This is a genomic window from uncultured Shimia sp., from assembly GCF_947498095.1.
GTDB lineage: Bacteria > Pseudomonadota > Alphaproteobacteria > Rhodobacterales > Rhodobacteraceae > Shimia.
Genome location: NZ_CANMJE010000009.1, coordinates 161,353 through 186,587, shown reverse-complemented (window position 1 = coordinate 186,587; position 25,235 = coordinate 161,353). Strand labels below are relative to the sequence as shown.

Below are 25,235 nucleotides of genomic sequence, written 5' to 3'. Positions count from 1 at the left end.
TTAACTTGAGAATTCTATTGCTGTTTTTGTACGATCTTAACTTCCGGCCATTGTTTCTAGCCGTCACCCTTGTTGCAGGCGCGCTGGTGCTGTCCGGCTGCGCCTCGCAAGAGGCATTGCAAGCCGAGGGGGGAATTTATGATCCCTACGAGGAAGACAACAGACAGACGCACGCGTTTAATAAGGCGGCGGACAAGTATCTTGTTGACCCCCTGTCACAAGGCTACGGCAACTCCACGTCGGGTGGTGTTCGTGAAGTGGTCGGCAATTTTTCATCGCATCTCAGCCTGCCAAACGACGTGATCAACAATGTTTTGCAAGGTGATTTCGGCTATGCGGCCCAGAACACTGGGCGGTTTCTATTGAACACCTTTGTCGGGTTCGCCGGTTTTCTAGACCCGGCAGAAGAACTCAACATGCCGCGTGTGCGGGCTGATTTTGGACAAACCCTGCATGTCTGGGGCGCCGGAGAGGGCGCCTATGTTGAACTTCCATTCTGGGGGCCTTCGACATCGCGAGACACCGTCGGCATTTTTGTCGATCTTGCCCTGGATCCGTTCTTTGTGGTTTTGCGAAGCCCTGAAACTTATATTGGTGGCGTTGCCTATATACTGGATGCCATGGGGAGCCGTTACACGTTCGATGCCACGGTTGATTCGGTCTTGTATGACAGCGCCGACAGTTATGCGCAGGCACGAAGTATTTACCTGCAAAACCGTCGTTACGAACTTGGAATAACGGGGGAGGACCTTTACCTTGATCCTTACTCTGACCCGTATTCGGACCCATACGAGGATTTTTAAGATGAAACGCCGTGGTTTTATTGGTTTTGTTTCGGCTTTTGCCCTCAGCGCTGCCCTCCCTGGCACTGCCTCAGCGTTGAATGATGCACAAGCCAAAGCGTTGGTGGACAATGTGGTGCGCGACATCAATAAGGTGATCGCGAGCGGAAAATCGCTGAATTCAATGATCAAAGACTTCGAAAGAATCTTTGTGAAATACGCGGATGTTCCGATCATCGCGAGGTCCGCGTTGGGCGCCGACGCCCGCCGCGCCACGGGGTCGCAACTCAATTCTTACACCAAGGCGTTTCAGGGCTATATCGCGCGCAAGTACGGCAAGCGGTTCGAAGAGTTTGTTGGTGGGCGGATCGAAGTCAAAGATGCCCGCCAGGTCAAAAGCTTTCACGAGGTTCGCACAATTGCCTATCTCAAGGGTCAGTCACCCTTTGATGTGAATTTCCTGGTCTCCGACAAATCTGGAAAGCCGCGCTTTTTCGACATGATCATCGAGGGCATTAGCCTGCGACTGAGTGAAAAAGAAGAGATCGGCGCGATGTTGGATCGCCGCAAAGGGAACATCGACCAGTTGACCCAAGACCTGAAAAAGGCCGGCTGAGTACGCGCAAACATTGCGCACTCGCGCGGCAACTATCTTTCAGATCAGTTGCCGCCAAAAATATCTCGCAAGATCGTGTTGACGGTATCTTCAATGACTCTGCCGGGCGATTTCCGCTTGTTTCCCGTTTCAGGGCGTGGCGCCTTGGGTTTGGGGTCAAAGGCGGGCAAGGGGCTTGGTGTGACCCCCTCGTGAATTCGGATCATTGCTTCGTGCCAGATTTCCGCCGGAAGGCCGCTGCCGGTCACACCGGTCAATGGCGTGTTGTCGTCGTACCCCATCCAGACACCGGCGACATATTCTGACGTGAACCCGATGAACCACGCATCCCGCGCCGCTTGGGTTGTGCCAGTTTTCCCGGCAACTTGCCAACCGGGCAGTCCCGCGCGACCTCCGGTTCCGTTGCTCACCACTTTTTCCATCATATAGATCAGCTCGCGTGCCGCAGCTTCGGTGATGACCCGTTCGCCAATCCCGCCGCCTGTACCCATCAACGGATTAGGGTCGCCTGCCAGCCGTAGTTCGATCAACCCATAGGGCGTTACCGATGATCCGCCATTCAGGATGCCGGCGTAAGCGCCGGTCATTTCCAGAAGCGAGCTTTCAGACGCACCCAGTGCAAGTGCGGGTCCCGCGGCCAGATCGCTTTCAATGCCAAACTCGCTGGCAACCTTTCGGACGTTTTCGCGCCCAACCGACTCGGAAATCTTTACGGCGGGAACATTGAGAGAATCCTTGAGCGCCGTGGTCAGCGTGACCATGCCATAGTGTTTGCCAGTGTAATTGCGCGGACACCACTCACCAGACCCCGGAGTGTTGATGCAATAGGGCGCGTCGCTGACAAGATCGTCATAGGCATAGCCGAGGTCCAATGCAGCGCCGTAGACAAAGGGTTTGAAGGCCGAGCCAGTTTGTCGTTTTGCCTGAACGGCGCGATTGAAGGCGCCTGACACTTTGGTATCGCGACCGCCGAGCATTGCGCGTACTGCGCCGTCTGCGCTCATGACAACAATGGCGGCCTGTGCTTTGGACCCTTCGCGGACCTTGTTTTCAAACACCCACTGCATGCCTTCTTCGGCCGCTGCCTGAATACGGGGATCAAGGGTTGTCCTAAGAACCACATCTTCGGTGGTGTTGCGGGTAAAGTAGTCAGGCCCTGACCCCATCACCCAATCCGCAAAGTACCCACCTGTGCGCGCCTCGGCGGCCTCAGACAGAACCGCTGGATTGGCTTGCCAATAGGCGGTCTCTTTTTCCGTCAGGTATCCCTGTTCCTGCATCAGGCGCAGGATGGTCGCGGCGCGATCTTGCGAGCGTTTCAGGTTGGAAGTTGGTGCCAGAGACGACGGTGCCGTCAGAAGCCCGGCGATCATCGCGCTTTCTGCGGGGGTCACCACGGCGGCGGGTTTGCCAAAATATCGTTGAGAGGCCGCCTCGGCGCCGTAGGCACCGCCGCCCATATAGGCGCGGTTCAGATAGATAGAGAGGATTTCGTCCTTGCTGTACTTCACTTCCATCGCAAGCGCATAGATCGCCTCTTTGGCTTTGCGCGACAAAGACCCACGGCGACAGTCTTTGACATAAGCCGCCTCGCTCTCCCAATCATCCGGATCGAACTCAACGCCAAGACACAACAGCTTGGCGGTTTGCTGGGTAATGGTTGACCCACCGTGTCCTGACAAAGGCCCACGCCCTTCGCGCAGATTGATACGGACCGCGCTGGCAATCCCTCGGGGGCTCACTCCAAAATGCCGGTAAAAGCGCTTGTCCTCGGTCGCGACAACCGCGTTCTTCAAATCAGGTGAAACCGAATTGGCGGTCACAACCCCGCCAAACTGATCACCGCGCCAGGCAAACACCTGATCGTAGCGGTCCAGCAAAGTGACTGATCCGCGCGCGCGCCCGTCCAAAAGTTCGTTCATCTCTGGAAGCGTCGTATAAATGTATCCGACTGCCAACGCGACGATGAGGGCAACCACGGCACCAACGCGCCAGGTAAAGCCCCAGACAATGCGCCAAACCCAATTCAGGAACCGCATGACAAAGGCGACGATAGGATGCCGTTTCTTGGCTGACGGTTTGCGGGCGGGTTTGCGCTTTCTAACCCAAAAGCCCGACTTGGACTTGGGTTTTGCCTTGGGTTTGGATGCAGGTTTCCGGGCCGCTGGCTTGGATTTGCCATAGCGCCTCTCAGCCACAAGCGGTGGCTTTTTTCGTCCTGAATCACTCACGAGCTGCTCTGCCGAGTCTGTTTGTTTGCAAGCACTCTAAACGGAATTGGTATCAAAGTAGAGAGGACGTGCGCGGATCCTCGCCTTTTTGTTATGTTCAAAAATTAAGCATCTGATTCAATTTGTGCAAAAAATGTGCGTTTTTACGTGTTTTCCTCCCAAAATTTCCCCGTTCCGTCTTCGATTCTGCGGTACGGCGCGGTTTTTCTGCATGTGCAAAACGCAGGAACAACCCTGTAATCGAAAAGGGGAAAACGGTGAAACTGATTATCGCAACAATCAAACCGTTCAAGTTGGAAGAAGTTCGCGAGGCGCTGACCGGTATTGGCGTGCGCGGCATGATGGTGACCGAAATCAAAGGTTTTGGATCACAGTCGGGGCACACGGAAATCTATCGCGGCGCTGAGTACGCGGTGAATTTCGTTCCCAAAGTCAAACTTGAACTCGTTGTGCCAGCCGCGATGGCTGACCAGGTGGCCGAGACCATCACCAAGACCGCGCAGACCGGCAAGATCGGCGACGGCAAAATCTTTGTACTGGACGTGCAGCAGGCCATTCGCGTGCGCACCGGAGAAACCGACGCGGACGCGCTCTGAGCGCCGCCACGGGAAGGAAACGACACATGAAAACTCTTATGAAATTTGCCCTGCCAGCCGCGCTTGTCGCGCTGCCGGTTGCGGGCCTTGCCGAAGAAGGTCCGGTGGCGGGTGTCAACGCTTCGACCGACACCGTCTTTATTCTCAACTCGCTTTTGTTCCTCGTCGGCGGCTTTCTCGTGTTCTGGATGGCAGCTGGATTTGCCATGCTCGAGGCGGGTCTGGTGCGTTCCAAGAACGTAACCATGCAGCTTATGAAGAACGTGGCTTTGTTTTCACTGGCCGCGATCTTTTACTATCTGATTGGCTACAACCTCATGTACCCCTTGGGCACATGGTCGGTTGACGGCATCCTGTCTGGCGTCTGGGGGCCCGGAGTTCTCGAAGCCGTTGGTGTTACCGCTGACGCAGCAGACGACTATGGGTATGCGTCAACAGGATCTGACTTTTTCTTCCAGCTGATGTTCTGTGCCACCACGGCCTCGATCGTGTCGGGTACGCTGGCTGAGCGGATCAAGCTGTGGCCTTTCCTGATCTTCACGATCATCCTGACAGCGATCATCTATCCGCTGCAGGCGTCGTGGAAGTGGGGCGGTGGTTTCCTGGATGCGATGGGTTTCCTCGACTTTGCAGGCTCGACCGTTGTGCACTCGGTTGGTGGCTGGGCGGCTTTGACCGGTGCGATCATCCTTGGGCCACGCCTGGGCAAGTACAATAAAGAGGGCAAAACAGTTCCGATCCCCGGTTCGAACCTGACCCTTGCTACCTTGGGTACGTTCATCCTGTGGCTTGGCTGGTTCGGCTTCAATGGCGGCTCTCAGCTGGCTATGGGTACCGTGAGCGACGTCGCAGACGTGAGCCGCATCTTCGCAAATACCAATACGGCTGCTGCCGGTGGCGCGATTGCCGCAATGATCGTCTCGCAGCTGATGTTCAAAAAGCCTGACCTTACCATGGTCCTGAACGGCGCGCTGGCCGGTCTGGTTTCGATCACTGCAGAACCCCTGACCCCCTCGCTGGGCGCAGCCACTTTGATCGGTGCTGTCGGCGGTGTGATCGTAGTCTTTGCCATTCCTTTCATGGACAAGCTCAAGATCGACGATGTCGTCGGTGCCATTCCGGTTCACCTGATCTGCGGTATCTGGGGCACGATTGCGGTGGTTTTCACCAACGCTGATGCCTCGCTGATGACCCAGCTTTATGCGATCGTCGTGGTTGGTATCTTCACCGTCGTGACCTCTGGAGTTGTCTGGTTCATTCTCAAGGCCACCATGGGTATCCGAGTGGATGAAGAGACCGAGATCAATGGTCTGGACATGGCTGAACTGGGTATGGAAGCTTATCCCGAGTTCACCAACGGCTAAGTCAAAATACTGAACAAAACAAGGGCCCGGACGCCATGTCCGGGCCCTTTTCTGTTTACTGCCCCTTAGGGTTTTACTGTCACCATCACGCCATGACACAGACTGGCCTTGATAAGAGCAATCGCGCCGGCATGCGCCGAACCATTGGGCGTCTGGTCTGTCTTTTTGCCAGCTTGGTTTTGGGCAATGGTCTCTATGCGCGGTGCGGTTTGCCCCAGGATTTTATGGCGCTGGTGGACAGTCTGTATGTCACCACCCTCCCAGATGGGGGCGCGGATTCTGCATTGGCGCAGCGGCTTGGTCGCGACGCCGCAGCTGTCGATATGAAAAAGGTGAGTTCAAAGCTGTTTTCGCTTGGACTATCCGACCGGAGGGACCGGGTAGACTCCATCTTGAACGAAGCGCAATCCGTTGCTCAGACTGGCAGGGCGCAGAGCCCATGCTTATTGAGGGAAAAGCTCAAGCGAGCTGAACGCCTGAATGATATGGTGTGCAACCTTGAGCGTATTCAAGAGAAACAGTCGCCCTCGCAAAGCGCTTCGGACATTGGTCAAAAACAAGACAGTGTTGCGTTGCCGTTTGACCTGAGTAACTTGGGAACGACAGCCCGTATCGCTGGCTTGCTCATGGTCATGGGGGCTCTGGTCACATTCCTGTTCGTCCTAAGATCTGCATGGAGCTTGGCCGTCAGACATTTTAACAGTCAGCGCACCTGCCGTGTTTCAGCCGCAGTAGAGCAAGGGCTGGATGTGATTGACGGGCACATCACGGTCTTGGGCAAGGGTGCCTGCCGTTTTCGGCCTGTGAACGAAGGAGCTTATGATCGTGTGGTTGCGCTCAATGCCGATCGTACAATCTATGTCATTGTGGCGGGACATCGGTTGCCGACGCAACTGAGCGACGCGCATGGTGTTTTTGTCGATCTGGTATTTTCCTGGCCATTAATCAGCGCAACCCAATGTGAGATATTGGAAGCCTCCCGTTTAAAGCCTCAGATGTTGCAAAGCGGGACGTCAATTGCCTATCTGAAAACCCGCCGTTCCCCTTGGTTCTCGATGTGGCGCAGTATTACGGCCCGATAGAAAAAGGGGCGCAAATGCGCCCCTTGTCATCAGGATGTCATAGGTTGACCGATTCCGTTCAAATGCCGACTTCGGCAATCGCATTGGCAAGGATCGGAACCGTCGTGGAGTTCAGGCCCGCTATGTTCAGGCGGCTGTCAGACACCATGTAGATACCGTGTTCTGCGCGCAGGCGCTCGACCAGATCTGGCGTTGTTCCCAAGAGCGAGAACATGCCGCGGTGTTGCGCAATAAAGCCAAAACGATCAGATCCACACAGGCGCTGCAGCTCACTAGCCAATTGTTCGCGCAGGCGCAGCATGCCCAGACGTGTATCTTCCAGTTCTGCCGCCCAATCCGCACGCAAGCCATCATCTGTCAGAATTGTGGTCACAACCCGGGCGCCGTGATCTGGCGGGAAGGAATAGTTCTGTCGGTTCAGATAGTTAAGATTGGCTTGGGTCAAACCGGTATTGTCCGCCGTTTCCGACACGGCCATCAAAAGGCCCGTGCGCTCGCGGTAGACGCCAAAGTTCTTCGAGCAGCTGCCTGCAATCAGGCATTCTGAGACGCTTGAAGCAACCAGGCGTGTTGCGGCGGCATCTTCTTCCAGCCCATCCCCAAAGCCCTGATAGGCGATGTCGATCATCGGGATCAGGCCTTTGTCGTTCAATAGATCCACAACGGCCTGCCACTGGGTCAGGTTGAGGTTGGCGCCGGTTGGGTTGTGGCAACACCCGTGCAAAAGCACCACATCGCCAGCCTTGGCACCGGCAAGGTCTGCCATCATGCCGTCAAAATCCACACCACGGGTCTCGGCGTCGAAATAGCGATAGGCGGTGTTTTTCATCCCAAGGTAATTCAGGATAGACACATGGTTGGGCCAGGTCGGGTTCGACACCCAAACGGTGGCCTCGGGGCTGGTATTGCGGATCAGCTCGAAAGCCTGACGTACCGCGCCGGTCCCACCCGGGGTCGCTATCGCGGCAACACGGTCACGATCGACCGATGTTCCAAGGATCAGCCCAACCATCGCATCTGAGTATGCGGGGTCACCGGCCAGCGCCACGTAAGCCTTTGAGGTTTGCTCTTCGACCAGACGACGCTCGGCTTCCTTAACGGCGCGCATGACCGGCGTGATACCCTCGGCGTTCTTGTAGACGCCAACGCCAAGGTCAATCTTGGTTGGGCGTGGATCTTCGCGATACATCGCCATGAGGGCGAGGATTTTGTCGGCAGGTTGTTGTTGCAGCTTGGTCAGCATCAGGCTTCTCCCGTGGAAATAGGCAATGTGGGGAAGGCTCCCCATTCAGTCCAGGACCCGTCGTAAAGGGCAAAATCTGTTTTGCCAAAACGTTGCATCGCAAGGCACAGCACCGCAGCAGTGATGCCGGACCCACAACTGGTGATGACGGGTTTTGACAGATCGACGCCCGCGGCCTCGAACACCGCGCGTTGGTCTTCGGGCGATTTCATGGTCCCATCGCTGCCCAACAGCTCGCCGAACGGAACATTCTTGGCGCCGGGAATATGGCCCGCGCGAATGCCCTCTCTCGGTTCAGGCGCTTCGCCTTTGAACCGAGGCGCAGCCCGTGCATCAACGATTTCAAAGTCACCCAGTTTAGAGGCAGACGAAACCTGCGTAACATCCTTGACCAGATGATTTTGCCGCCGAACCGTCATGTGACGATCACGGATAATGGGCGGCATGTCTTCGATGGCGCGGCCTTCGGCCTGCCATTTGGGCAAGCCGCCGTCCAAAACGGCCACATCGTTTTGGCCCATCAGTTTGAACAACCACCAGACGCGGGGAGCCGAGAAAGTGCCAGCACCGTCATAGACCACCACCTGATGGCCGTCTCCAACACCCAAGGCGCGCATCCGGCTCATAAATTTTTCAACGGGCGGGACCATATGCGGCAGGTCGCTGCGCAGATCTGAAATCTCATCAATGTCAAAGAAGCGTGCGCCGGGAATGTGGGCAGCATCGTATTCTGCGCGTGGATCACGGTTGTGCGCGGGCATGTACCAGGACGCATCTAGAATGCGCAGGTCCGGGTCTTTGATATGCGCTGCAAGCCAGTCGGTGGAAACAAGTGTTCTGGGATCGTCCTGTGCCATGAGGCCCCCTCGAATTCGTCTCGTCCTGAGTACTATCCAAGGGGCAGAGTCGCAAGGGGCGCCAGCTTGAATAGCGGCGCCCCCAGCAAGATTATTCCTGTTTTTACTTGTCTATGGCGTTGCGGATCAGCCCAATGACCGCCAGCACCACGCCGCCACCAACTCCGCCCGAGACAACCTGACCGATGATGCCAGCAATATCCATGCCGCCGCCAGCAAGGCCACCTGCTCCTACGGCGCCCAGAAGAGTGCTGCCAATACCGCCGCCCACAATGCCCGCGACGGCGTTTATCAGGGTGCCCTGGTCGATTTTCGAAATCAGTTTGCCTGCGGCTGTGCCACCAAGCGCGCCGGACAGAAGACCAATAATAAGTTCCATGATGTTTCTCTTCCCTCAGGAGCTGTGAACCATTGTAACCGGAGCTCCACTATCCGGATTTGCCAGCACCCTGACAGGTGTGATGGTTTGGGTCAGCGGGAAAAAGGGGGGAAACCTCCCCGCGGGTCACTCTCCGTGGCGCAGGAGACGCTGTTTTTGACGTCCCCAGTCGCGCTTGGCCTCGGTTGCACGTTTGTCGTGCACCTTTTTACCCTTGGCGATGCCGATCTTCATTTTCACAAACCCCTTGTGATTGAAGTACATCACAAGCGGTACAAGGGTCATGCCCTTGCGTTGGGTTGCATTCCAAAGATTCGACAGTTGCTTGCGGCTGACCAGAAGTTTGCGGCGTCGTCGTTCCATATGGGGGAACATGGCGCGCTCGTAGGGGGCGATATGCGAATTGACCAGCCACAGTTCGCCATCTTCGACGGCTGCATAGCTTTCGGCAATGTTCGACCCGCCCTGACGCAAGGATTTGACCTCGGACCCGGTCAGAACAATGCCGCACTCGAGATCATCCTCGATGGCATAATCGAACCGCGCGCGCCGGTTTTCGGCGATCACTTTATAGTTCGGATCGGATTTTTGCGTCTTCTTGGCCATAACCGCGTCTGATTACAGCGCGCTTTTCTGAGTGTCTATGGGGAACGACTTTACAGCGCCGCATTGTGTCCGTAACACTGCGGTTGATGGTTCCTGCCCTTCGGGGTGGGAAATGGGAACACGGTGCGGCCCCGCCTAGATTTTGGTAGAGCCAAGTCCGAGACTGCCCCCGCAACTGTAAGCGGCGAGCGACCCTGAAACAGCCACTGGCCAAGCGCCGGGAAGGTTCAGGCAAGCGATGACCCGCAAGTCAGGAGACCAGCCATCACTAACTGTAACCGAAACCGGGCGGGGTGCTCCGGCAGGAGGCTGATCTGATGACGCATTTCGTTCCAAAATCTGGTTTTTCTGTCCCCCCGCACAAACGCGGAGGGCGTCATGAACCGGAAAACACCTCACCAAATCACACGTTGTTCAATCTGTCCCCACACGGGCGAGGCCTGTCACATCGGCTTTGAACTGGCCCGTAAGCTGTGCCAGTCGATTTCGGCTGGCGGCGACATGATTTCGGACGATTTCGAGATCACGGGCCATATCGAATTGGTCGGCTGCATGCGCCCCTGTACCGCGGCTTTTCATGCAACCAAGAAGGCCTGTCACATGTTCGGGGATGTCATCGAAGGCGCCGATGTCGATGCGCTGTTGTTGGATACCTCGGCCGCTGCCGCGATCACGCTTGAACAGGGCGGAATGCCGATGATGTAAACGTTGAAGCCGATTGCGGATGCCTGTGTATGGGCGTACCAGTACCTTGAACAACAAGCGCTATTCTATCGCCGAAGACTGATTGTGCGATACGGGTTAAGTCGACTGGTAGGCCTATGGAACACATCCACATAACCGGGGTTTCTCCCAGAACCGGCACGACATTGATGATGGAATTGATGGTCAGCTGTTTTGAGTTTGACGGTTGGCCAGTTCACGAACGAAGCCTTCTGATCCCGCCACGCGAGGAATTTGCGCGGTTTTGCTCAAAGAATCCTGGTCCAGACGACCTTCGGTTTGCCAAGGCAGCCCTGACGAAAAACCCGAACCTTTGGATCATTGCTATGGTTCGTGATCCAAGGGACGTTGTTGTCAGCAGGCACCGGGCAAGCCCTGATCATTTTTGGTCGGATCTGGAGTGGATCAAAGTAAGAGTGCGTCTGTTCAACAAGGCCATATCCCATCCCAGATTCATCTCAATTCGCTACGAAGATCTTGTGGCAAACCCTGACGAGGTTCAGGCGACCCTGATGCGTAAGATCGGCTTTTTACGTAAGAAAGCGGCGTTTTCTGATTTTGCCAAGGTGGCGCGTCCTTCGGAGTCCGCGGTCCGTGCCTTGGGAGGTGTTCGGGACATCTCAACCGAGAGTATTGCGCGCTGGCGAGGCGAGCTTGCGCGTTTGCTGGGGCAGATAAAAAAGTTTGGTCCGATCGATGGGGTGATGCAGGATCTGGGATACGATCTTGAGGGTGATTGGGACAGCGTGTTTGACGGTGTTGAGCCTGATATGGAACCCGGTTTCTGGGAAGGGATCCGCAAGAGAAGAAGCCTTTATCGGACCGTGCGTTCAAGTGTTGTACGATGGCCGCTGAGATTACGCTTCCTTTTGGGCTTTCCGGAGAGGTCGGATAAGGATTTGGTCAGGCCACCGAACGCAGACGCGGCGCCCGCCAAAGAGCTTTAGGTAACGAGTGGTCGTTAAGTCTTTGAATATTAAACGAAATCAGACTTACAGGGCTGCCGAACTTGCGACCCGGACGCCCGTTTTTTGCCGCTTCCGGCGTTGGGTATTTGCGCTAGTTCACTACCTTCTGCGGATCCGCGTCGGGAAAACGCTGTAATAGCGCCTTGGTCAGCATGTCTTTCATCTCGTCCCGGCTCCGGGTGGCGGGGCGGGTGACGATGGCAAAACCATTCAACGTCAGCTCACCGCGCCAGAACTCTTCACCCAAGGCCGGGTCAGACCAGATTTGCGAGCCGATTTCGACGATGGTTTCCAGCTTTTGTGTCATCGTATCCTCCTCAGATCTTTCGTTAGTGATAGCGCTAACGTTACCTGCATACTGCGGCGGAAAGTTGACTCTGTCAAAGCTATTTTTTGTGAAGTCAGAGGGCGGTCCGCCTTCGGGCCGCGATCACTTTGTCCTGCGCCGCCACGCATGTATGTAGTTCGAAGCCAACTTGGGACCCAAGTTGGCCCTGAAACGTCCGCGACATCAGTCGGTTCTGCGCGTCTCGCCCTTTTGCTGCGAGACTAATAAAGAATGCTTATTGCGTGAAGTCGCGTGTTTTTCCGGCCTCGCGCAATTCCTGTATTGTCCGGTCGGCGCAATCTCCGGCATTCATGGTGTCAGTAGGTTTGATTTTGCCGTCGGCCCCAACCAGGGCTACCCCACCGTGGATGCCTGCATACAACGCCGATCCGTCGCTTTCGATCTTGGACAAGTACACGACATAAGTCTGATCTGATACGGCGCACATTATTGCGGCCGGGAGGTCCGCCACATCTTCAGCCCTTGATGTATTTACCCAGGTGATCTGGCTGAGCGTCAGGGCGGCACCAACCAACAACATTTTTGAGACGCGCATTTTGGGGTTCCTTGTGATTTTCTTGTTGGCCCATGATTTCTTGTCTACGTTTGTGTGTCGAGTGTTCTTTTTGTCTTAGTGCCTGTGGCGTCCGCGCTGATGCTGGCTAATTGCCTCTTGCTCAGTGACATCACGATTGCTGTTTTGGTGATTGCCTTATCCGTGCCTGAGATTTGGGTCAGGCTTGTCTGGGGTCAACAGGTGCCTGAGCAGCGCTACCGGATGGCTGCGCAGCGTCAGCCGCATTGAAACGTAATCCTCGAGCACCTCTTCGCCTTCGGTCATCACCGGCAGGTTCGAGGTGGGTTCCAGAATGCCTTCGCCATCCATGTCCCCGGAAAACAGCGGCAGAGGGTTTTCTGAGCGGATCGCGCGGGCCTGCCATAACGCCTCGCGTCGGGTCATGCGCAGGGATAGGAAGGCATCCGCTTCGGCCAGCCGCAACAGCACCGGGGGGCTGATCCCGGCGCGTCGCCAGACATCTTCGACCGAGCGATAGCCATTGCCCCGCGCTGCGGTGATCCAGGCGGCATCCTCTTCGCGCAGCTTCTTGACCTGCCGGAACCCGAGCCGTAGCGCCCAGCCCCCCCTGCCATCGGGCTCCATCACGTTGTCCCAATAGCTTTCGTTGATGTCGACGGGCCGTACCTCGACCCCGTGCTCGCGGGCGTCCCGCACGATTTGGGCGGGGGCATAAAACCCCATAGGCTGGCTGTTCAAAAGCGCGCAGGCAAAGATCCCCGGATGGTGGCATTTGATCCAGGCGCTGGCATAGACCAAGAGCGCGAAACTGGCGGCGTGGCTTTCGGGAAAGCCATAAGATCCGAATCCTTCAATCTGGCTGAAACAGCGGGCGGCAAAATCCTCTTCATAGCCGTTCTTCTTCATCCCCCGCATGAAGCGGTCATGAAACTCGCTGACATTGCCATGTTTCTTGAAGGTTGCCAGCGAGCGCCGCAGCCGATCCGCCTCTTCCGGGGTGAAGCCTGCGCCGATAATGGCGATCTGCATGGCCTGCTCCTGAAACAGCGGCACGCCCAACGTCTTGCCCAGCACCGCGCCCAGTTCATCGGAGGGAAATGAGACCTTCTCTTCGCCATTTCGGCGTCGGATATAGGGATGCACCATGTCGCCCTGAATGGGCCCTGGCCGGATAATGGCCACCTCGATCACCAGATCGTAGAAATTGCGTGGTTTCATGCGTGGCAGAAAGTTCATCTGCGCCCGGCTTTCCACCTGAAACACGCCAATGCTGTCGGCCTTGCACAGCATGTCATAAACGCGGGAGTCCTCTTGCGGCAGGTTGGCCAGCGTATAGCTCTGACCCATATGCTGGGTCATCAGATCAAACGCCTTGCGGATACAGGTCAACATCCCCAAGGACAGCACGTCGACCTTCAAAATCCCAAGGGAATCAATGTCATCCTTGTCCCAACAGATGACCGTGCGGTCCTCCATCGTGGCGTTTTCAATCGGCACCAGCTCGTCCAACCGTCCCTCGGTCACGATAAAGCCGCCGACGTGTTGCGACAGGTGGCGGGGAAAGCCAATGATCTCGTTGACCAGCTCCATCGTTTGTTTCAGGCGGCGATCATTAGGATCGAGACCAATCTCGCGCATGCGCTCGTCCGCGACTGCATCAGTTGAGAAAAAGCCCCAGAGCTGCGAACTGAGTGCAGAGATCGTATCATCCCCCAACCCCATGGCACGCCCTACCTCGCGGATGGCGCGTTTGCCGCGATAATGGATCACCGTGGCACATAGCCCCGCGCGGTGGCGGCCATAGCGTTCATAGATCCACTGGATCACCTCTTCGCGGCGTTCATGTTCGAAATCGACGTCAATGTCCGGCGGCTCGTCGCGGGCCTCAGAGACAAAGCGTTCAAACACCATGGTGCCCACCTCGGGGCTGACGCTGGTCACCCCAAGGCAATAGCACACAACCGAATTGGCAGCGCTGCCGCGCCCCTGGCAGAGGATGTCGCGGGAGCGTGCAAAATGCACGATGTCGCGCACGGTCAGGAAATAGGGCTCGTAATTCAGCTTGGCGATCAGGGTCAATTCATGCTCAAGCATGGTCTTCACCCGCTCAGGCGCGCCATAGGGATAGCGCCAGCGCAAACCCTCATGCGCAAGCCTGCGCAAACGTGCGTCGGCGGTCTCGCCCTCTGCCACTTCGCTGGGGTATTCATAGCGCAGGCTGTCGAGGGAAAAGTTGGCTTTCGCGGCCAACTCCGCGGTGTTTTCCAACGCATCCTCATAGCCCTGAAACAGGCGTTGCATCTCGGGGATATTGCGCAGGCGTTGTTCGCCGTTGGCCAATGCATCGCGCCCCAATGCGTCGATGCGCTTGCTGGTCCGGATGGCGCTAAGGACATCCGCCAGCCGACGGCGGCGGCCCTGATGCATGCGCGGGGTGCCGCTGGCCAAAAGCGGCAGATCAAGCTGGGTGGCCAAAGCTGCGATGGCCTTAAAGCGCTGCGAGTCTTCGCCGTTATACGTGGGCGCCATCAAAAGATGCATGTGCCCAGCAAAGCGGCGCGTCAATCGTTTCATATGGGGATGCCAAGCGCCCGCGCCGCGCGGAGAGGCTGGCGCTTGGGGCGGCGGATGTAGGATCAGTTCCAGCCCTTTGGACTGCGCAAGCAGGTCCGCGATATTCAGGATGCATGTGCCTTTTTCTGCGCGCAGCCGCCCTTTGGAGAGAAGCCGGCACAGGTTGGCCCATCCCTGTCGTGTGGCGGCCAGAGCGGTGATGGGGGGCGCATCGGTGAAAATCAGACGGGCAGCGGGTATGAGCCGCGGCGTGTTGTAAATTGCGGCTGAGGGCACAGCGGACAGGCCCTCTGGGCAAGGCGGCCCGATCAGCCCGTGCTCTGCGTCAAAGCGCTGTCGGTTGCGAACCTGCCGGGCAATGTCACGGGCTTCGGTATGGGCGCGTACGATGCCCGCCACCGTGTTGTCGTCGGCAATCGCAATCGCCTCGTAGCCCTCCAGAGCCGCACGGCGCATGTATTCCTCGGGGTGAGAGGCCCCGGTGAGAAAGGTGAAATTCGAAGTGATGCAGAGTTCTGCCACCATGCGCAGGGCCTCGTGTCTCGACAGAAGAGGGCGAATCGTAATAAAGAGAACAAAAAGAGAACAAAATGCTGCCCGCATGTCAAACCGTCGTACACTTTCCCTGTGGTTCCCGCGTCTGGGGGCTGACCGCCTGATCCGGATTGAGCCGGATCTTTGGGGGCAGTCTTTGGCTGTTCTCAGGGACACGGGCCAGATGCAGGTGGTGTCGTCGCTGTCCGAGGTGGCCGCACGGGAAGGCGTGCATGTGGGCCAACCGCATCGCGATGCCCAGGCCCTGTGTCCCGGTTTGGTGACGCGATTGCAAAACCCGCAGGCCGAAGCCGCGTTCCTGTCGACGTTGCGGCGTTGGGCGGTGCGGTTTTCCCCTTGGGTGTCCGAGGAGGCGCCCGCCTCGCTCATGCTGGATATCACTGGTTGCGCCCATCTTTTTGGCGGTGAGCGCGGGCTGATCGACACGGTGCAGGACGGCTGTCTGAGAATGGGGCTGAGTGTCCGCGCCGGGATTGCGGATACCCCCGGAGCGGCCTGGGCGCTGGCAAGGTTTGCTGGGGAGACCAAGATGCCAGCCCATCGCAGTGGGGATGCCATCGACCAAGAGGCCCCGGCAACCCGCGTGCGCGCGGCGCGGCGACGCCATTGGACCAAAGGAGGCCCGGCGCCGCACATCGGTCTCAAGGGGCCTGTGCCATCTGCCATTGCGGGCCGTGGGCAAACCCGGACAGCACTGGCCGACCTGCCGGTGGCGGGGCTGCGTATCGACCAAGAGACCCAAGCGCATTTGGCGCGGTTGGGGCTGCGTAAGATCGGGGATCTGGCAGGGCAACCTCGGGCAACCGTGGCGCGGCGCTTTGGCAAAGGGCTGATCCTGCGGCTGGATCAGGCGTTGGGTGTGACGCCCGAGCCGATCACCCCGGCCCGCGAGGCCCCTAATTTTGCCGTGCGGCTGACGTTGCCGGAACCGATTGGCCTGCGAGCAGATATCGAGGCCGGGATGCATCGCTTGCTCGAGCGGCTTTGTAACCTGCTGCAGGAACGCGGCAAGGCGGCGCGCAAGGTTCGCCTGCAGGCCTTTCGGGCGGATCAGGGGGTGGAGTGGATTGAGGTTGGGCTGGCGCGGCCTTCGGCAGTGAGTGACCGCATCCGCCCGCTGCTCGAGATGAAGCTGGACGAGATTGATGCCGGGTTTGGCGTGGACATGCTGCGGCTTGAGGCTGTGCAGGTCGAGGCTGCGCAAAAGCGTCGTATGGCAGGGCATTTTGAGGCCCGCAATACGGCCGCAAAACGGTTGGGGGATGATGAGGCACTGGATGATCTGATCGGGCGGCTGGGCGCGCGGGTCGGGTTGGACCGTATCATTCGGTTTTATCCTGCGGACAGTCATCTGCCCGAAAAAACATCAAAGCCGATGGCGGCGGCCTGGGCCGGGCCGTATGAGGACCCCTGGCCCGTTCCAACCACGCCGCGCCCGCTCCAGCAGTGGCGCCCCGAACCGGTCATGGCACCGGACAGCCCGTATCCTCCGGGCCAGTTTCGCTGGCGGGGGCAGGATCTGCATTTGGCGGTTGCGATGGGGCCGGAGCGGATCACGCCGGAATGGTGGCTGGATGATCCTGACTGGCGCAGTGGCGTGCGCGACTATTGGCGTGTGACCTGTATCGAGGGGGCGTGCCTGCATCTGTTTTATGCGCATGGTGACACGATGTCCGCAGGCTGGTTTTGCCAGGGGCGTTTTGCTTGATCATCTAAATGTCAGGAAAAAGAAGGCCCTCCGGCGACACAGACTGGGTGGGGGCAAGAACGCCGCGCCGCCGGAGGTAGCGTTTGTTTCGCTATGAAATCAATATGCTGACGGCATGCGGCGACAAGAGGGAGAGCAAAAGGCCATTTGCCGAATAAGTTGCGGCAAAAACGGGGCAGGGTTGATTTTTTGCTAATCCGGGGTGAGGGTAGGAGGTATGAATGCCCAACCGCCCATCCCATTTGGCAAACCCTCTCAAATGCCTGCGCAGGTGGCGTTTCACCGAACCGAGCTCAGCCTGATCCTGTCGCTATATGGCCGCATGGTGGCTGCTGGAGAGTGGCGCGATTATGGCATTTCCAACCTGCGCGACGTTGCTGTGTTTTCGATCTTCCGCCGTACAGCGGAAAATCCTCTCTATAGAATTGAGAAACGTCCCAAGCTGCGCAATCGTCAGGGTCTCTATGCGGTGATTGGAATTGATGGCCAGGTTTTGAAGCGCGGCCATGATCTGAAAACCGTGTTGCGCGTGCTTGAGCGCAAGCTGATCCGTTCCGTTGAATAGATAGGGCGCGCCAAGGCGCGCGCAGGATATCTCGTCATCGGGCCTTTGGCCCGCTGTCTCGGGGTTGCCTCCGGCGGGAGTATATTTGCCAAAATGAAGCCGGGACCGGATTACCCCGCGATCCGTTTGGCCATCACACAGAGTAGTTCAAACATGATCGAGACGCCGAGGAAGGCCGTGCCTCCGCTTTCGTCGAATGGCGGGGAAACTTCGACCATATCTGCGCCAATGATATTGAGACCATCCAGTTCGCGCACCACCTGAAGCGCCTGGAACGAGTTGGGGCCGCCGACCTCGGGCGTGCCTGTGCCGGGGGCATAGGTTGGGTCGACAAAGTCGATGTCGTAAGAGACATACGTGTCACCGGAGCCGACAATCTCGCGGGCTTCAGCCATGACATCCGGAATGCCACGATCGAAAAATTCTTCGATGCGAATAATGCGAATGCCGACACTGTCGGCAAAGTCGAGGTCCTCGCGGTCATAGGCGGTGCCGCGAATGCCGATCTGGACGACTCGTTTGGGGTCAAGCAGGTCTTCTTCGACGGCGCGACGGAAGGGGGTGCCATGGGTGAACATGGTGCCGCCAAAATAGCTGTGAAACAGGTCTGTGTGGCTATCGAAATGCACCATGCCGACGGGGGCGTCGGCGGCCAGCGCGCGTAAGATCGGCAAAGAGGACAGGTGATCGCCGCCCGCCGTCAAAGGCGCGATGCCACGGTCCTTGAGCTTGGCATAGAACGCCGTGATCCGGTTCATACTATCGGGGATATCAGCCGGGTTTGGCCCGACGTCCCCCATATCGGCGCAGTTCACCAGCTCAAACGGGCGCACACCGGTGGCGCCATTTTCGGCGCGGATCATGGTGGAGGCATCACGTAGCTGTCTGGGGCCATGGCGTGGACCCGGACGGTTGGTTGTGCCGCTGTCCCAAGGCACGCCGACGAGGCCGACCTGCACCTCGTCACAGCGGTCATGGTCAAACCCGACATGTGGCAGGCGCATAAAGCTGGGCACGCCGGCAAACCGTGGCAGGTCCATCCCTGAGACGGGAGTAAAGAAATCATTGCTCATGGTTGAACCTCTTTGGTGGGGCGTTTGTGGGACGTGACGTGACCGTCGCCTTGTTTCTCGATTCTGGCAATAGCCGCGTCGATGTCCTCATAGGCTACGGCCATGTGATGGGCGTTCGCGTGGATTAGCGTACTTGCGGTGACGACCATGGCGACATGACCTTTCCAAAACAAAAGGTCGCCGCGTTGATAGGGGCGAGCGGCGTCGGGAAAGGCCGCCTCTTGCAGATCGCTGTCGCCGGGGCAGGGGATGCCGCAGGCGAGAAGCGCTGCCTGCACGAGGCCGGAACAGTCGATACCAAAGGCCGAGTTGCCGCCCCAAAGGTAGGGTGTGCCGAGGAAGCGTTCGGCCATTGCGACGGGGTCATTGTTACTGGTTGCTGTGGGGACGAGATGTTGGTCTGGAACAAAAAGGTCTCTTGGCACGGTGCCGCGCGACCAGGCAATGCGGCTCCAGCCGTCCTTCTGATCCAGCACGGGCAAGAGGCTACCAAAAGACAGGTTGGTGACCCGCCCCATATCCTTGAGACCGGGCGTGGATTTGCCGTAACTCATTTGAGCAATGACGCGATGTGTCGGTTCGGGCAAACCCCCTGAGATCAAATCAGCAGAATCGATCCATCCGGCATAGCCGTCTTTCTTGGCGTAGCCAAAGGCCAAGCCCTCATCGATGTCCAAAGCGACAAATGCCTCGCCCCGTAACAGCTGACGATCTCGCGGCCCGGAGGGTTTTGCACAAAGATCAGCGACTGTGCTGGCAACACGATGCAGGTCGCCCTTTAAGAAGTGTTCGGCTTTGACCTTGCCTTGCAACGAGATATGCGCCACCCGGCCATTGGATCTGAGCAGTCGCCGATCCATCACAGTCCCAGCATGTTGGGCAGGGCCTGCAACAGGGCGCGCGCGCCCATGCCGGTGCCGCCCTTGCTGCGTGCTGGGGCTGCGTTGGGATTCCAGCCATATATGTCAAAATGGGTATAGCGTGGGTTATCCGTGAAACGGCGCAGGAACAAGGCTGCTGTGATCGACCCGGCAAATCCGCCTTTGGGCGCGTTGTCGAGGTCGGCAATGCCCGGTTCGATCATCTTTTCATAGGGGTCCCAAAACGGCATGCGCCAAACCGGGTCAGAGACCTCGCTGGCGGCCTTTGCCAAATCCGCCGCGATGCTTTCGTCATCCGTGTAATATGGTGACAGGTCCGGACCGACTGCGACCCGGGCGGCCCCGGTCAGGGTCGCCATTGAGATCAAAAGATCGGGGGTATCTTCATCCGCCAAAGTCAACGCGTCGGCCAACACCAACCGTCCTTCTGCATCGGTGTTGTTGATCTCAACCGTAAGACCTTTGCGCGAGGTCAGGATGTCGCCGGGTCGAAACGCATTGCCCGAGACCGCGTTTTCCACGGCCGGAATCAGGACACGCAGTTGTATCGGCAGGTTCAGCGCCATGATCATACGGGCCAAACCCAAGACTGTTGCCGCGCCGCCCATATCCTTTTTCATCAACCCCATGGACGCGCCGGGCTTGAGGTTCAAGCCACCGGTATCAAAGCAGACGCCTTTGCCAACCAGTGTCAGCTTTGGACCATTCTTACCCCAGTGCATGTCGATCAATCGCGGTGCCTGATCAGAGGCGCGACCCACTGCATGGATCATTGGCAGGTTCTGCTCTAGCAGGTCATCGCCGCGTGTAACGGTTATCGCCGCGTCAAACTCAGCCGCCAATGTGTCCGCGGCCTGTTCTAACGCGACGGGGCCGAGATCTGCCGCAGGTGTATTGATGAGATCGCGGATCAGTGTTTCGGCTTGCGCGATGGCCTCGACACGTTGGGCATCAACGCCGTTGGGGCAGATCAATTGGGCCTCGGAGCCGGATTTTTGCTTATAGCGGTCAAAGGCATAGCCGGACATCAGCCATCCCAAGACTTCGGTCTCAAGGTCTCCGGCCGGAAGATCATTGGCAAGGGCATAACAGCCTTTGGGCAACTTGGCGGCAGCCGCTCCGAGGGGGAAACGCCCGCGCGCGCGAGCTGCGGGATCGCCAAACCCCGCAACGGCAAATGCTGGATGGCCGCTACCGTCAGGAACAACCTGAACAGATCCGATCGAGGGTTTGAAACCCATCGACGCCAACCTCACTTTGGTTGCTTCTTCTTGTGCCTTGAGCCAGCCATCATAATTCTTGGCATCGACCAGAAATAACGGAATAGCTGGGCTGTCGGCGGCGGCAAAGGTCAGGGGCATATCGGTCCTGTTCAGGCAGTGTTTGTTTCCCACAGCCTATCCGCTTTGGCGTATCCTGCAAGCGCCATCAGCGACGTGTGCCTTGCAACTCCCAGATTTCACTTAAGGAGGTTTTGCCGCTTCGCATCAGGCGGGTAAAGGTCGCAGACAGCGCGACCAGATCACCTGAATCGATACAGGTCACAACGTCATCCTCGGCCATCGTCAATGTGTCCAACCCAATCTGATCTGCAATGGCCAGCAAAGAGCGCGTGTATTTGCGCATATCCAGCTGATGCTCGGATGTGTAGCAGTTTTGAACCTGCTCAAGGCGCAAAGCCAACGCTTCCATCGCCCGGCTGAGCACATCCCTAGCCGCGTCATTCCCCAATTGCCGTTTTAGTTGAACCACCCGTTCCGGATTGAGGCACACATGCTCATCCGGCCGCAAAAGGCATACCTGTTCCACACTCTCACCCTTAGAAATTTCACCCTCACCGGGGCAGAATGTGGCTGCAATAAGTATCCAAATCGTTAGGCCGCGACCAAATTTGCACTCGAAATCCTGTCAATTTGAGATTATCTCCGAACAAACGAGGGAGACCAGAGAGACAATGCAACACGCCAAGCCATTGCCGAATTACCTGATCCAAAGGTTCCAGGGCTGGAAAGCCACGACTTACGAAAAGAACCAAAGCTGGTACAAACACCTTATGACCCAGGGTCAGCATCCGCGTGCGATGATCATATCCTGCTGCGATAGCCGGGTGCATGTCACGTCGATCTTTGGGGCAGATCAGGGCGAGTTCTTTATCCATCGCAACATTGCCAACCTTGTGCCGCCCTACGAACCGGATGGCAACAAGCACGGGACATCCGCAGCAATTGAATATGCGGTAACTGCGCTGAAAGTGGCGCATGTGGTCGTGATGGGCCATTCCCAATGTGGCGGTGTGCGTGGCTGTATGGACATGTGCGAAGGCAATGCCCCGGCGCTGGAAAGCAAAGAAAGCTTTGTTGGGCGTTGGATGGACACGCTGCGTCCTGGTTATGAAAAAGTCGCTGAAATCAAGGATACCGAGCAACGCGCTGGTGCTTTGGAGCGTGAAGCGGTTCTGGTGTCACTGGAGAATCTGATGACATTCCCGTTTGTGCGTGACGGTGTCGAGGCTGGCGATCTGACCTTGCATGGATTGTGGCACGACATTGGTGCGGGCGGGCTGGAATGCTTCAACTCGCAAATAGGCGCGTTTGAAGCGGTCTAAGCCAGAATAAGAAAAGCGGCCCTGCCCCCATTTGACCGGACCGCTTTCCTAATAGCGAAACAAACTATTCGTTACAGTGAGACCCGTCTTTAGATAAAGAGGTTCTCTTCGGACTCTTCACAAACCAGAAGAGCGCGCAGTCGGCGTTGACGTGCTTTGTCCAAAAGTGTCGTGCCGGGTTGGCCTGCGGCCTCGATACGGGGTGTGTAAAATTCCTTACGCATTGTTTCAGTCTCCTAAGCGTTTTGCCCTTGCTTGATGAGATTGAGTATGCGGACGAACTGTGGCCAAATTTTTGCAAATTGGGGCGATTGCAAGGCAAATGACCCCGAAAACGGAAACAGTCCGTTCGGATTTTGGCAACATTATCAGTCTGTTACGCTTGCGTAAACCTTGGCCCCTGTTCTGGCAAGGGAATAGGGCGATAGTTTCCCCACTTTGCGGAAACACTGTGTTTGTCGTGGCGGAAATGGGGCAAATGAACGACGGGGCGCCCCAAAGGACGCCCCTATTCAATAACATAGATCGCAGGTTCAGCCCTTTTTCAGAACTTCCCGGCCCAGTGTCTCGGCGATCTGGACGGCGTTCAGGGCAGCACCTTTACGCAGGTTGTCCGAAACGCACCACAGGTTCAGGCCGTTGTCGATGGTCGAGTCCTGACGGATACGGCTGATGAATGTCGCAAAGTCACCAACGCATTCTTTTGGCGTGACGTAGCCACCGTCTTCGCGCTTGTCGATCACCATGATGCCGGGCGACTCGCGCAGGATGTCGCGTGCTTCGTCTTCGTCGAGGAACTCTTCAAACTCGATGTTCACTGCTTCCGAGTGGCCGACGAACACTGGAACACGCACGCACGTTGCGGTGACCTTGATCGAGGTATCAATGATCTTTTTGGTTTCAGCGACCATCTTCCATTCTTCTTTGGTCGAGCCGTCTTCCATGAAAACGTCGATGTGCGGAATGACGTTGAACGCGATTTCCTTAGGGTAGACCTTGGGGGGAACGTCCTGCGTAGGGTTGTAGACCGCCTTGGTTTGATCCCACAGTTCTTCCATTGCCTCTTTGCCCGAACCCGAGACCGACTGATAGGTCGACACGACAACACGTTTGATCTTGGCGCGGTCATGCAGGGGCTTCAGGGCGACAACCATCTGCGCGGTCGAGCAGTTGGGGTTGGCGATGATGTTTTTCTTGGCGTAGCCGTGGATCGCATCTGCGTTGCACTCAGGAACAATCAGCGGCACGTCGGGATCATACCGGTAGAGTGACGAGTTATCGATCACCACGCAGCCAGCTTTGGCCGCAATGGGCGCATAGACTTTGGTCGCGTCAGAGCCGATGGCAAACAGCGCCATGTCCCAGCCGGCAAAATCGAACTGTTCGATGTCCTGGGTCTTGTGGGTTTCGTCGCCAAAGCTGACTTCGGTGCCCAAGCTACGACGGCTGGCAAGAACGGCGATTTCATCCACCGGAAACTGGCGCTCGGCCAGGATGTTCAGCATTTCGCGACCCACATTGCCAGTGGCACCCGCGACAACGACACGATAACCCATGTTATCTCCCCAAAATTATATGCGTTTCAGATCAGGTTCTGATGAACTTGCTGCCGAAACGCCATTCGACGCGCCCTATTAGCGCCGATTCCCCAAGGACAAAAGAGGGGCAACCGGGTTTTTCGTGAAGTGGGACATTTCGCACCGCGATGAATGCGCCCTCGGCGACGCCGCTTTGATGTGTGCGTTGGCCAAGGTGGCGTTAGTCTGTTCTGTCAGTGCTAAACAGATACACCATAACACCCATCAGCGTCAGCAGGCCAAACAGAGCAAACAAAGTCTGATAGGCAAGTATTGGGGAAGTCTCAGCGAGCGATCCGTGCAATTTTCCTGAAACGGCCTGCATGACGCCAACGCCCCCGATGCCAAACAGATTCATCAAAGTGACACCGCGCCCGGTCAGGTGCGGTGGAATGAAACTGCGTGCATGTGCGATAATCACCGGGAACGAGGCCCCGAACACGCCGATGGCTGACATCATGATGATTGCAGGAACGGGACCGGCCTCGATCCACCACGCCAGGGCAAAGCACGACAGAGCAACGGCGAAATTGCCAACAATGATGACCCATTTTCGGGTGCCGAAAATCCGATCAGCCGGACCGTAGAGCAGCGTGCCAGCAATCATGGCCATGCCCATCACTAGCGACGCTGTGCCAATTTGCGATGTGCTGAGCGCAAAAACATCGCTCAGATAGGGGCCAATCCAAAGGCCACGGATACCGCCCGAGGGCATATAATTGACAAGCATCAGGGGAAACAGCAGCCACAGTGCGGGCATTTTCAACAGGTCAAGCACAGACCCCTTTTCGTCATGTTCAACCTTGGGCGGGTCTTTGACGATGAACCCCAGTCCAATCGCAGTCACTGCACTGAAGGCTGCCAGAGCCACCAGTGACATCCGCCAGCCGATCGTTTCAGCGGCCCAGGCCATCGGATAAGAAGCCACGAGATTGCCAACCGACCCGACGCCCAACATCAACGCGGCCAAGGTTGCAAACTGCGCTGCCGGATAGCTGCGGGCAAAGATGTAGTAACTTGCCATCAGCACAGGTGAACAGCCGATCCCAATCAACGCCATTGCCATATTAATATGGGCAGGCGACGTCGCAAAGGCGAACAGCAAGGCCCCACCACCGCCACCGATCAGCAACAGCACCGATGACGTCAGCCTGGGGCCAATTCGATCCAATGCGGCGCCAACAGGGATTTGCATTGCCGCAAAAACCAAAAACCAAAGACCTGAGGCAAAGGCCAAATCTTCCGGCGTGGCACCGAGGTCAGTATTCAGAACCTGAGTGAGAACGGCCAGAAATGCGCGAAAAAACTGGCTCAGCACATAGGCAAAGCACAAAAGTATCAGGTCTGGGCGCATGTCCGGTCTCCTATTGGCTGAGCGACATGA

The 25,235-nt window shown here is 57.2% G+C and carries 25 protein-coding genes and 1 riboswitch; of the genes, 10 read left to right on the top strand and 15 right to left on the bottom strand.

Going from position 1 to position 25,235, the window contains the following annotated elements; genetic code table 11:
• The first annotated feature begins 5 nt into the window (after window positions 1-5).
• Window positions 6-803, top strand: a complete 798-nt coding sequence (locus Q0932_RS15835; RefSeq protein WP_299355263.1) for a VacJ family lipoprotein — start codon at window positions 6-8, stop codon at window positions 801-803.
• A gap of 1 nt (window position 804) precedes the next feature.
• Window positions 805-1,398, top strand: a complete 594-nt coding sequence (locus Q0932_RS15830; RefSeq protein WP_299355261.1) for an ABC transporter substrate-binding protein — start codon at window positions 805-807, stop codon at window positions 1,396-1,398.
• A gap of 44 nt (window positions 1,399-1,442) precedes the next feature.
• On the opposite strand, the gene Q0932_RS15825 is transcribed toward Q0932_RS15830, so the two are convergent.
• Window positions 1,443-3,629, bottom strand: coding sequence for a transglycosylase domain-containing protein (locus Q0932_RS15825; protein WP_299355257.1), 2,187 nt, complete (start codon window positions 3,627-3,629; stop codon window positions 1,443-1,445).
• Window positions 3,630-3,886: 257 nt separating this feature from the next.
• Here Q0932_RS15825 and Q0932_RS15820 point away from each other — a divergent pair, with 257 nt between their 5' ends.
• The 3 genes from Q0932_RS15820 to Q0932_RS15810 all read left to right on the top strand — a co-directional run bounded on the left by Q0932_RS15820 (window position 3,887) and on the right by Q0932_RS15810 (window position 6,671).
• Entirely contained in the window at window positions 3,887-4,225 is a 339-nt protein-coding gene (locus tag Q0932_RS15820; RefSeq protein ID WP_299355255.1) for a P-II family nitrogen regulator, read from the top strand.
• 26 nt (window positions 4,226-4,251) lie between these two features.
• Complete coding sequence (locus Q0932_RS15815; RefSeq protein WP_299355252.1) at window positions 4,252-5,589, top strand: ammonium transporter; 1,338 nt, start codon at window positions 4,252-4,254, stop codon at window positions 5,587-5,589.
• A 131-nt stretch (window positions 5,590-5,720) separates the two neighbouring features.
• Entirely contained in the window at window positions 5,721-6,671 is a 951-nt protein-coding gene (locus Q0932_RS15810; protein WP_299355249.1) for a hypothetical protein, read from the top strand.
• A gap of 58 nt (window positions 6,672-6,729) precedes the next feature.
• Here Q0932_RS15810 and Q0932_RS15805 read toward each other — a convergent pair whose 3' ends face one another.
• The 4 genes from Q0932_RS15805 to smpB all read right to left on the bottom strand — a co-directional run bounded on the left by Q0932_RS15805 (window position 6,730) and on the right by smpB (window position 9,756).
• Complete coding sequence (locus tag Q0932_RS15805; RefSeq protein WP_299355246.1) at window positions 6,730-7,914, bottom strand: amino acid aminotransferase; 1,185 nt, start codon at window positions 7,912-7,914, stop codon at window positions 6,730-6,732.
• Window positions 7,914-8,771, bottom strand: a complete 858-nt coding sequence (sseA, locus tag Q0932_RS15800; RefSeq protein WP_299355243.1) for a 3-mercaptopyruvate sulfurtransferase — start codon at window positions 8,769-8,771, stop codon at window positions 7,914-7,916. Before sseA ends, Q0932_RS15805 begins: the two co-directional genes overlap by 1 nt.
• Window positions 8,772-8,874: 103 nt before the next feature.
• Entirely contained in the window at window positions 8,875-9,150 is a 276-nt protein-coding gene (locus Q0932_RS15795) for a hypothetical protein (protein ID WP_299355240.1), read from the bottom strand.
• A gap of 126 nt (window positions 9,151-9,276) precedes the next feature.
• Complete coding sequence (gene smpB / locus Q0932_RS15790) at window positions 9,277-9,756, bottom strand: SsrA-binding protein SmpB (RefSeq protein WP_299355237.1); 480 nt, start codon at window positions 9,754-9,756, stop codon at window positions 9,277-9,279.
• A 70-nt stretch (window positions 9,757-9,826) separates the two neighbouring features.
• Window positions 9,827-10,038: riboswitch (cobalamin riboswitch) on the top strand.
• 96 nt (window positions 10,039-10,134) lie between these two features.
• Here smpB and Q0932_RS15785 point away from each other — a divergent pair.
• On the top strand, window positions 10,135-10,461 hold the full coding sequence (locus Q0932_RS15785; RefSeq protein WP_299355234.1) for a hypothetical protein: 327 nt from the start codon (window positions 10,135-10,137) through the stop codon (window positions 10,459-10,461).
• A gap of 116 nt (window positions 10,462-10,577) precedes the next feature.
• A complete protein-coding gene (locus Q0932_RS15780; protein ID WP_299355231.1) occupies window positions 10,578-11,426 on the top strand; it encodes a sulfotransferase in 849 nt (282 codons plus the stop codon).
• A gap of 112 nt (window positions 11,427-11,538) precedes the next feature.
• Here Q0932_RS15780 and Q0932_RS15775 read toward each other — a convergent pair whose 3' ends face one another.
• The 3 genes from Q0932_RS15775 to Q0932_RS15765 form a co-directional block, all read right to left on the bottom strand.
• Window positions 11,539-11,754 carry a hypothetical protein gene (locus Q0932_RS15775; RefSeq protein WP_299355228.1) on the bottom strand — a complete coding sequence of 72 codons (216 nt, stop codon included), beginning with the start codon at window positions 11,752-11,754 and terminating at the stop codon, window positions 11,539-11,541.
• 256 nt (window positions 11,755-12,010) lie between these two features.
• A complete protein-coding gene (locus tag Q0932_RS15770; RefSeq protein ID WP_299355226.1) occupies window positions 12,011-12,331 on the bottom strand; it encodes a hypothetical protein in 321 nt (106 codons plus the stop codon).
• A 156-nt stretch (window positions 12,332-12,487) separates the two neighbouring features.
• Window positions 12,488-15,412, bottom strand: a complete 2,925-nt coding sequence (locus Q0932_RS15765) for an error-prone DNA polymerase (RefSeq protein ID WP_299355223.1) — start codon at window positions 15,410-15,412, stop codon at window positions 12,488-12,490.
• Window positions 15,413-15,488: 76 nt separating this feature from the next.
• Here Q0932_RS15765 and Q0932_RS15760 point away from each other — a divergent pair, with 76 nt between their 5' ends.
• Entirely contained in the window at window positions 15,489-17,150 is a 1,662-nt protein-coding gene (locus tag Q0932_RS15760) for a DNA polymerase Y family protein (RefSeq protein ID WP_299355220.1), read from the top strand.
• Window positions 17,151-17,367: 217 nt separating this feature from the next.
• Window positions 17,368-17,715, top strand: a complete 348-nt coding sequence (locus Q0932_RS15755; RefSeq protein WP_299355217.1) for a DUF2794 domain-containing protein — start codon at window positions 17,368-17,370, stop codon at window positions 17,713-17,715.
• A gap of 110 nt (window positions 17,716-17,825) precedes the next feature.
• Here the strand turns inward: Q0932_RS15755 and Q0932_RS15750 are convergent, their stop codons facing one another.
• From Q0932_RS15750 to Q0932_RS15735, 4 genes are all read right to left on the bottom strand, one after another.
• Window positions 17,826-18,788, bottom strand: coding sequence for an agmatinase (locus Q0932_RS15750; RefSeq protein WP_299355214.1), 963 nt, complete (start codon window positions 18,786-18,788; stop codon window positions 17,826-17,828).
• The gene (locus tag Q0932_RS15745; protein ID WP_299355209.1) at window positions 18,785-19,648 is read right to left on the bottom strand and encodes an NlpC/P60 family protein; all 864 of its coding nucleotides are present in this window, start codon (window positions 19,646-19,648) and stop codon (window positions 18,785-18,787) included. Before Q0932_RS15745 ends, Q0932_RS15750 begins: the two co-directional genes overlap by 4 nt.
• Window positions 19,648-21,030, bottom strand: a complete 1,383-nt coding sequence (locus Q0932_RS15740; RefSeq protein ID WP_299355206.1) for a leucyl aminopeptidase family protein — start codon at window positions 21,028-21,030, stop codon at window positions 19,648-19,650. The genes Q0932_RS15745 and Q0932_RS15740 overlap by 1 nt, the downstream gene beginning before the upstream one ends.
• A 67-nt stretch (window positions 21,031-21,097) precedes the next feature.
• On the bottom strand, window positions 21,098-21,478 hold the full coding sequence (locus Q0932_RS15735; protein ID WP_299355203.1) for a hypothetical protein: 381 nt from the start codon (window positions 21,476-21,478) through the stop codon (window positions 21,098-21,100).
• Between the two features lie 145 nt (window positions 21,479-21,623).
• Between Q0932_RS15735 and Q0932_RS15730 the strand changes: the two genes are divergently transcribed.
• Complete coding sequence (locus Q0932_RS15730) at window positions 21,624-22,274, top strand: carbonic anhydrase (RefSeq protein WP_299355200.1); 651 nt, start codon at window positions 21,624-21,626, stop codon at window positions 22,272-22,274.
• An 89-nt stretch (window positions 22,275-22,363) separates the two neighbouring features.
• Here Q0932_RS15730 and Q0932_RS15725 read toward each other — a convergent pair whose 3' ends face one another.
• The 3 genes from Q0932_RS15725 to Q0932_RS15715 form a co-directional block, all read right to left on the bottom strand.
• A complete protein-coding gene (locus tag Q0932_RS15725) occupies window positions 22,364-22,498 on the bottom strand; it encodes a hypothetical protein (RefSeq protein WP_299355197.1) in 135 nt (44 codons plus the stop codon).
• Window positions 22,499-22,807: 309 nt separating this feature from the next.
• Window positions 22,808-23,830, bottom strand: coding sequence for an aspartate-semialdehyde dehydrogenase (locus tag Q0932_RS15720; protein ID WP_299355194.1), 1,023 nt, complete (start codon window positions 23,828-23,830; stop codon window positions 22,808-22,810).
• 202 nt (window positions 23,831-24,032) lie between these two features.
• Window positions 24,033-25,205 (bottom strand): MFS transporter, encoded by a 1,173-nt coding sequence (locus Q0932_RS15715; protein WP_299355191.1) that lies wholly within the window; start codon window positions 25,203-25,205, stop codon window positions 24,033-24,035.
• Window positions 25,206-25,235 lie beyond the last annotated feature (30 nt).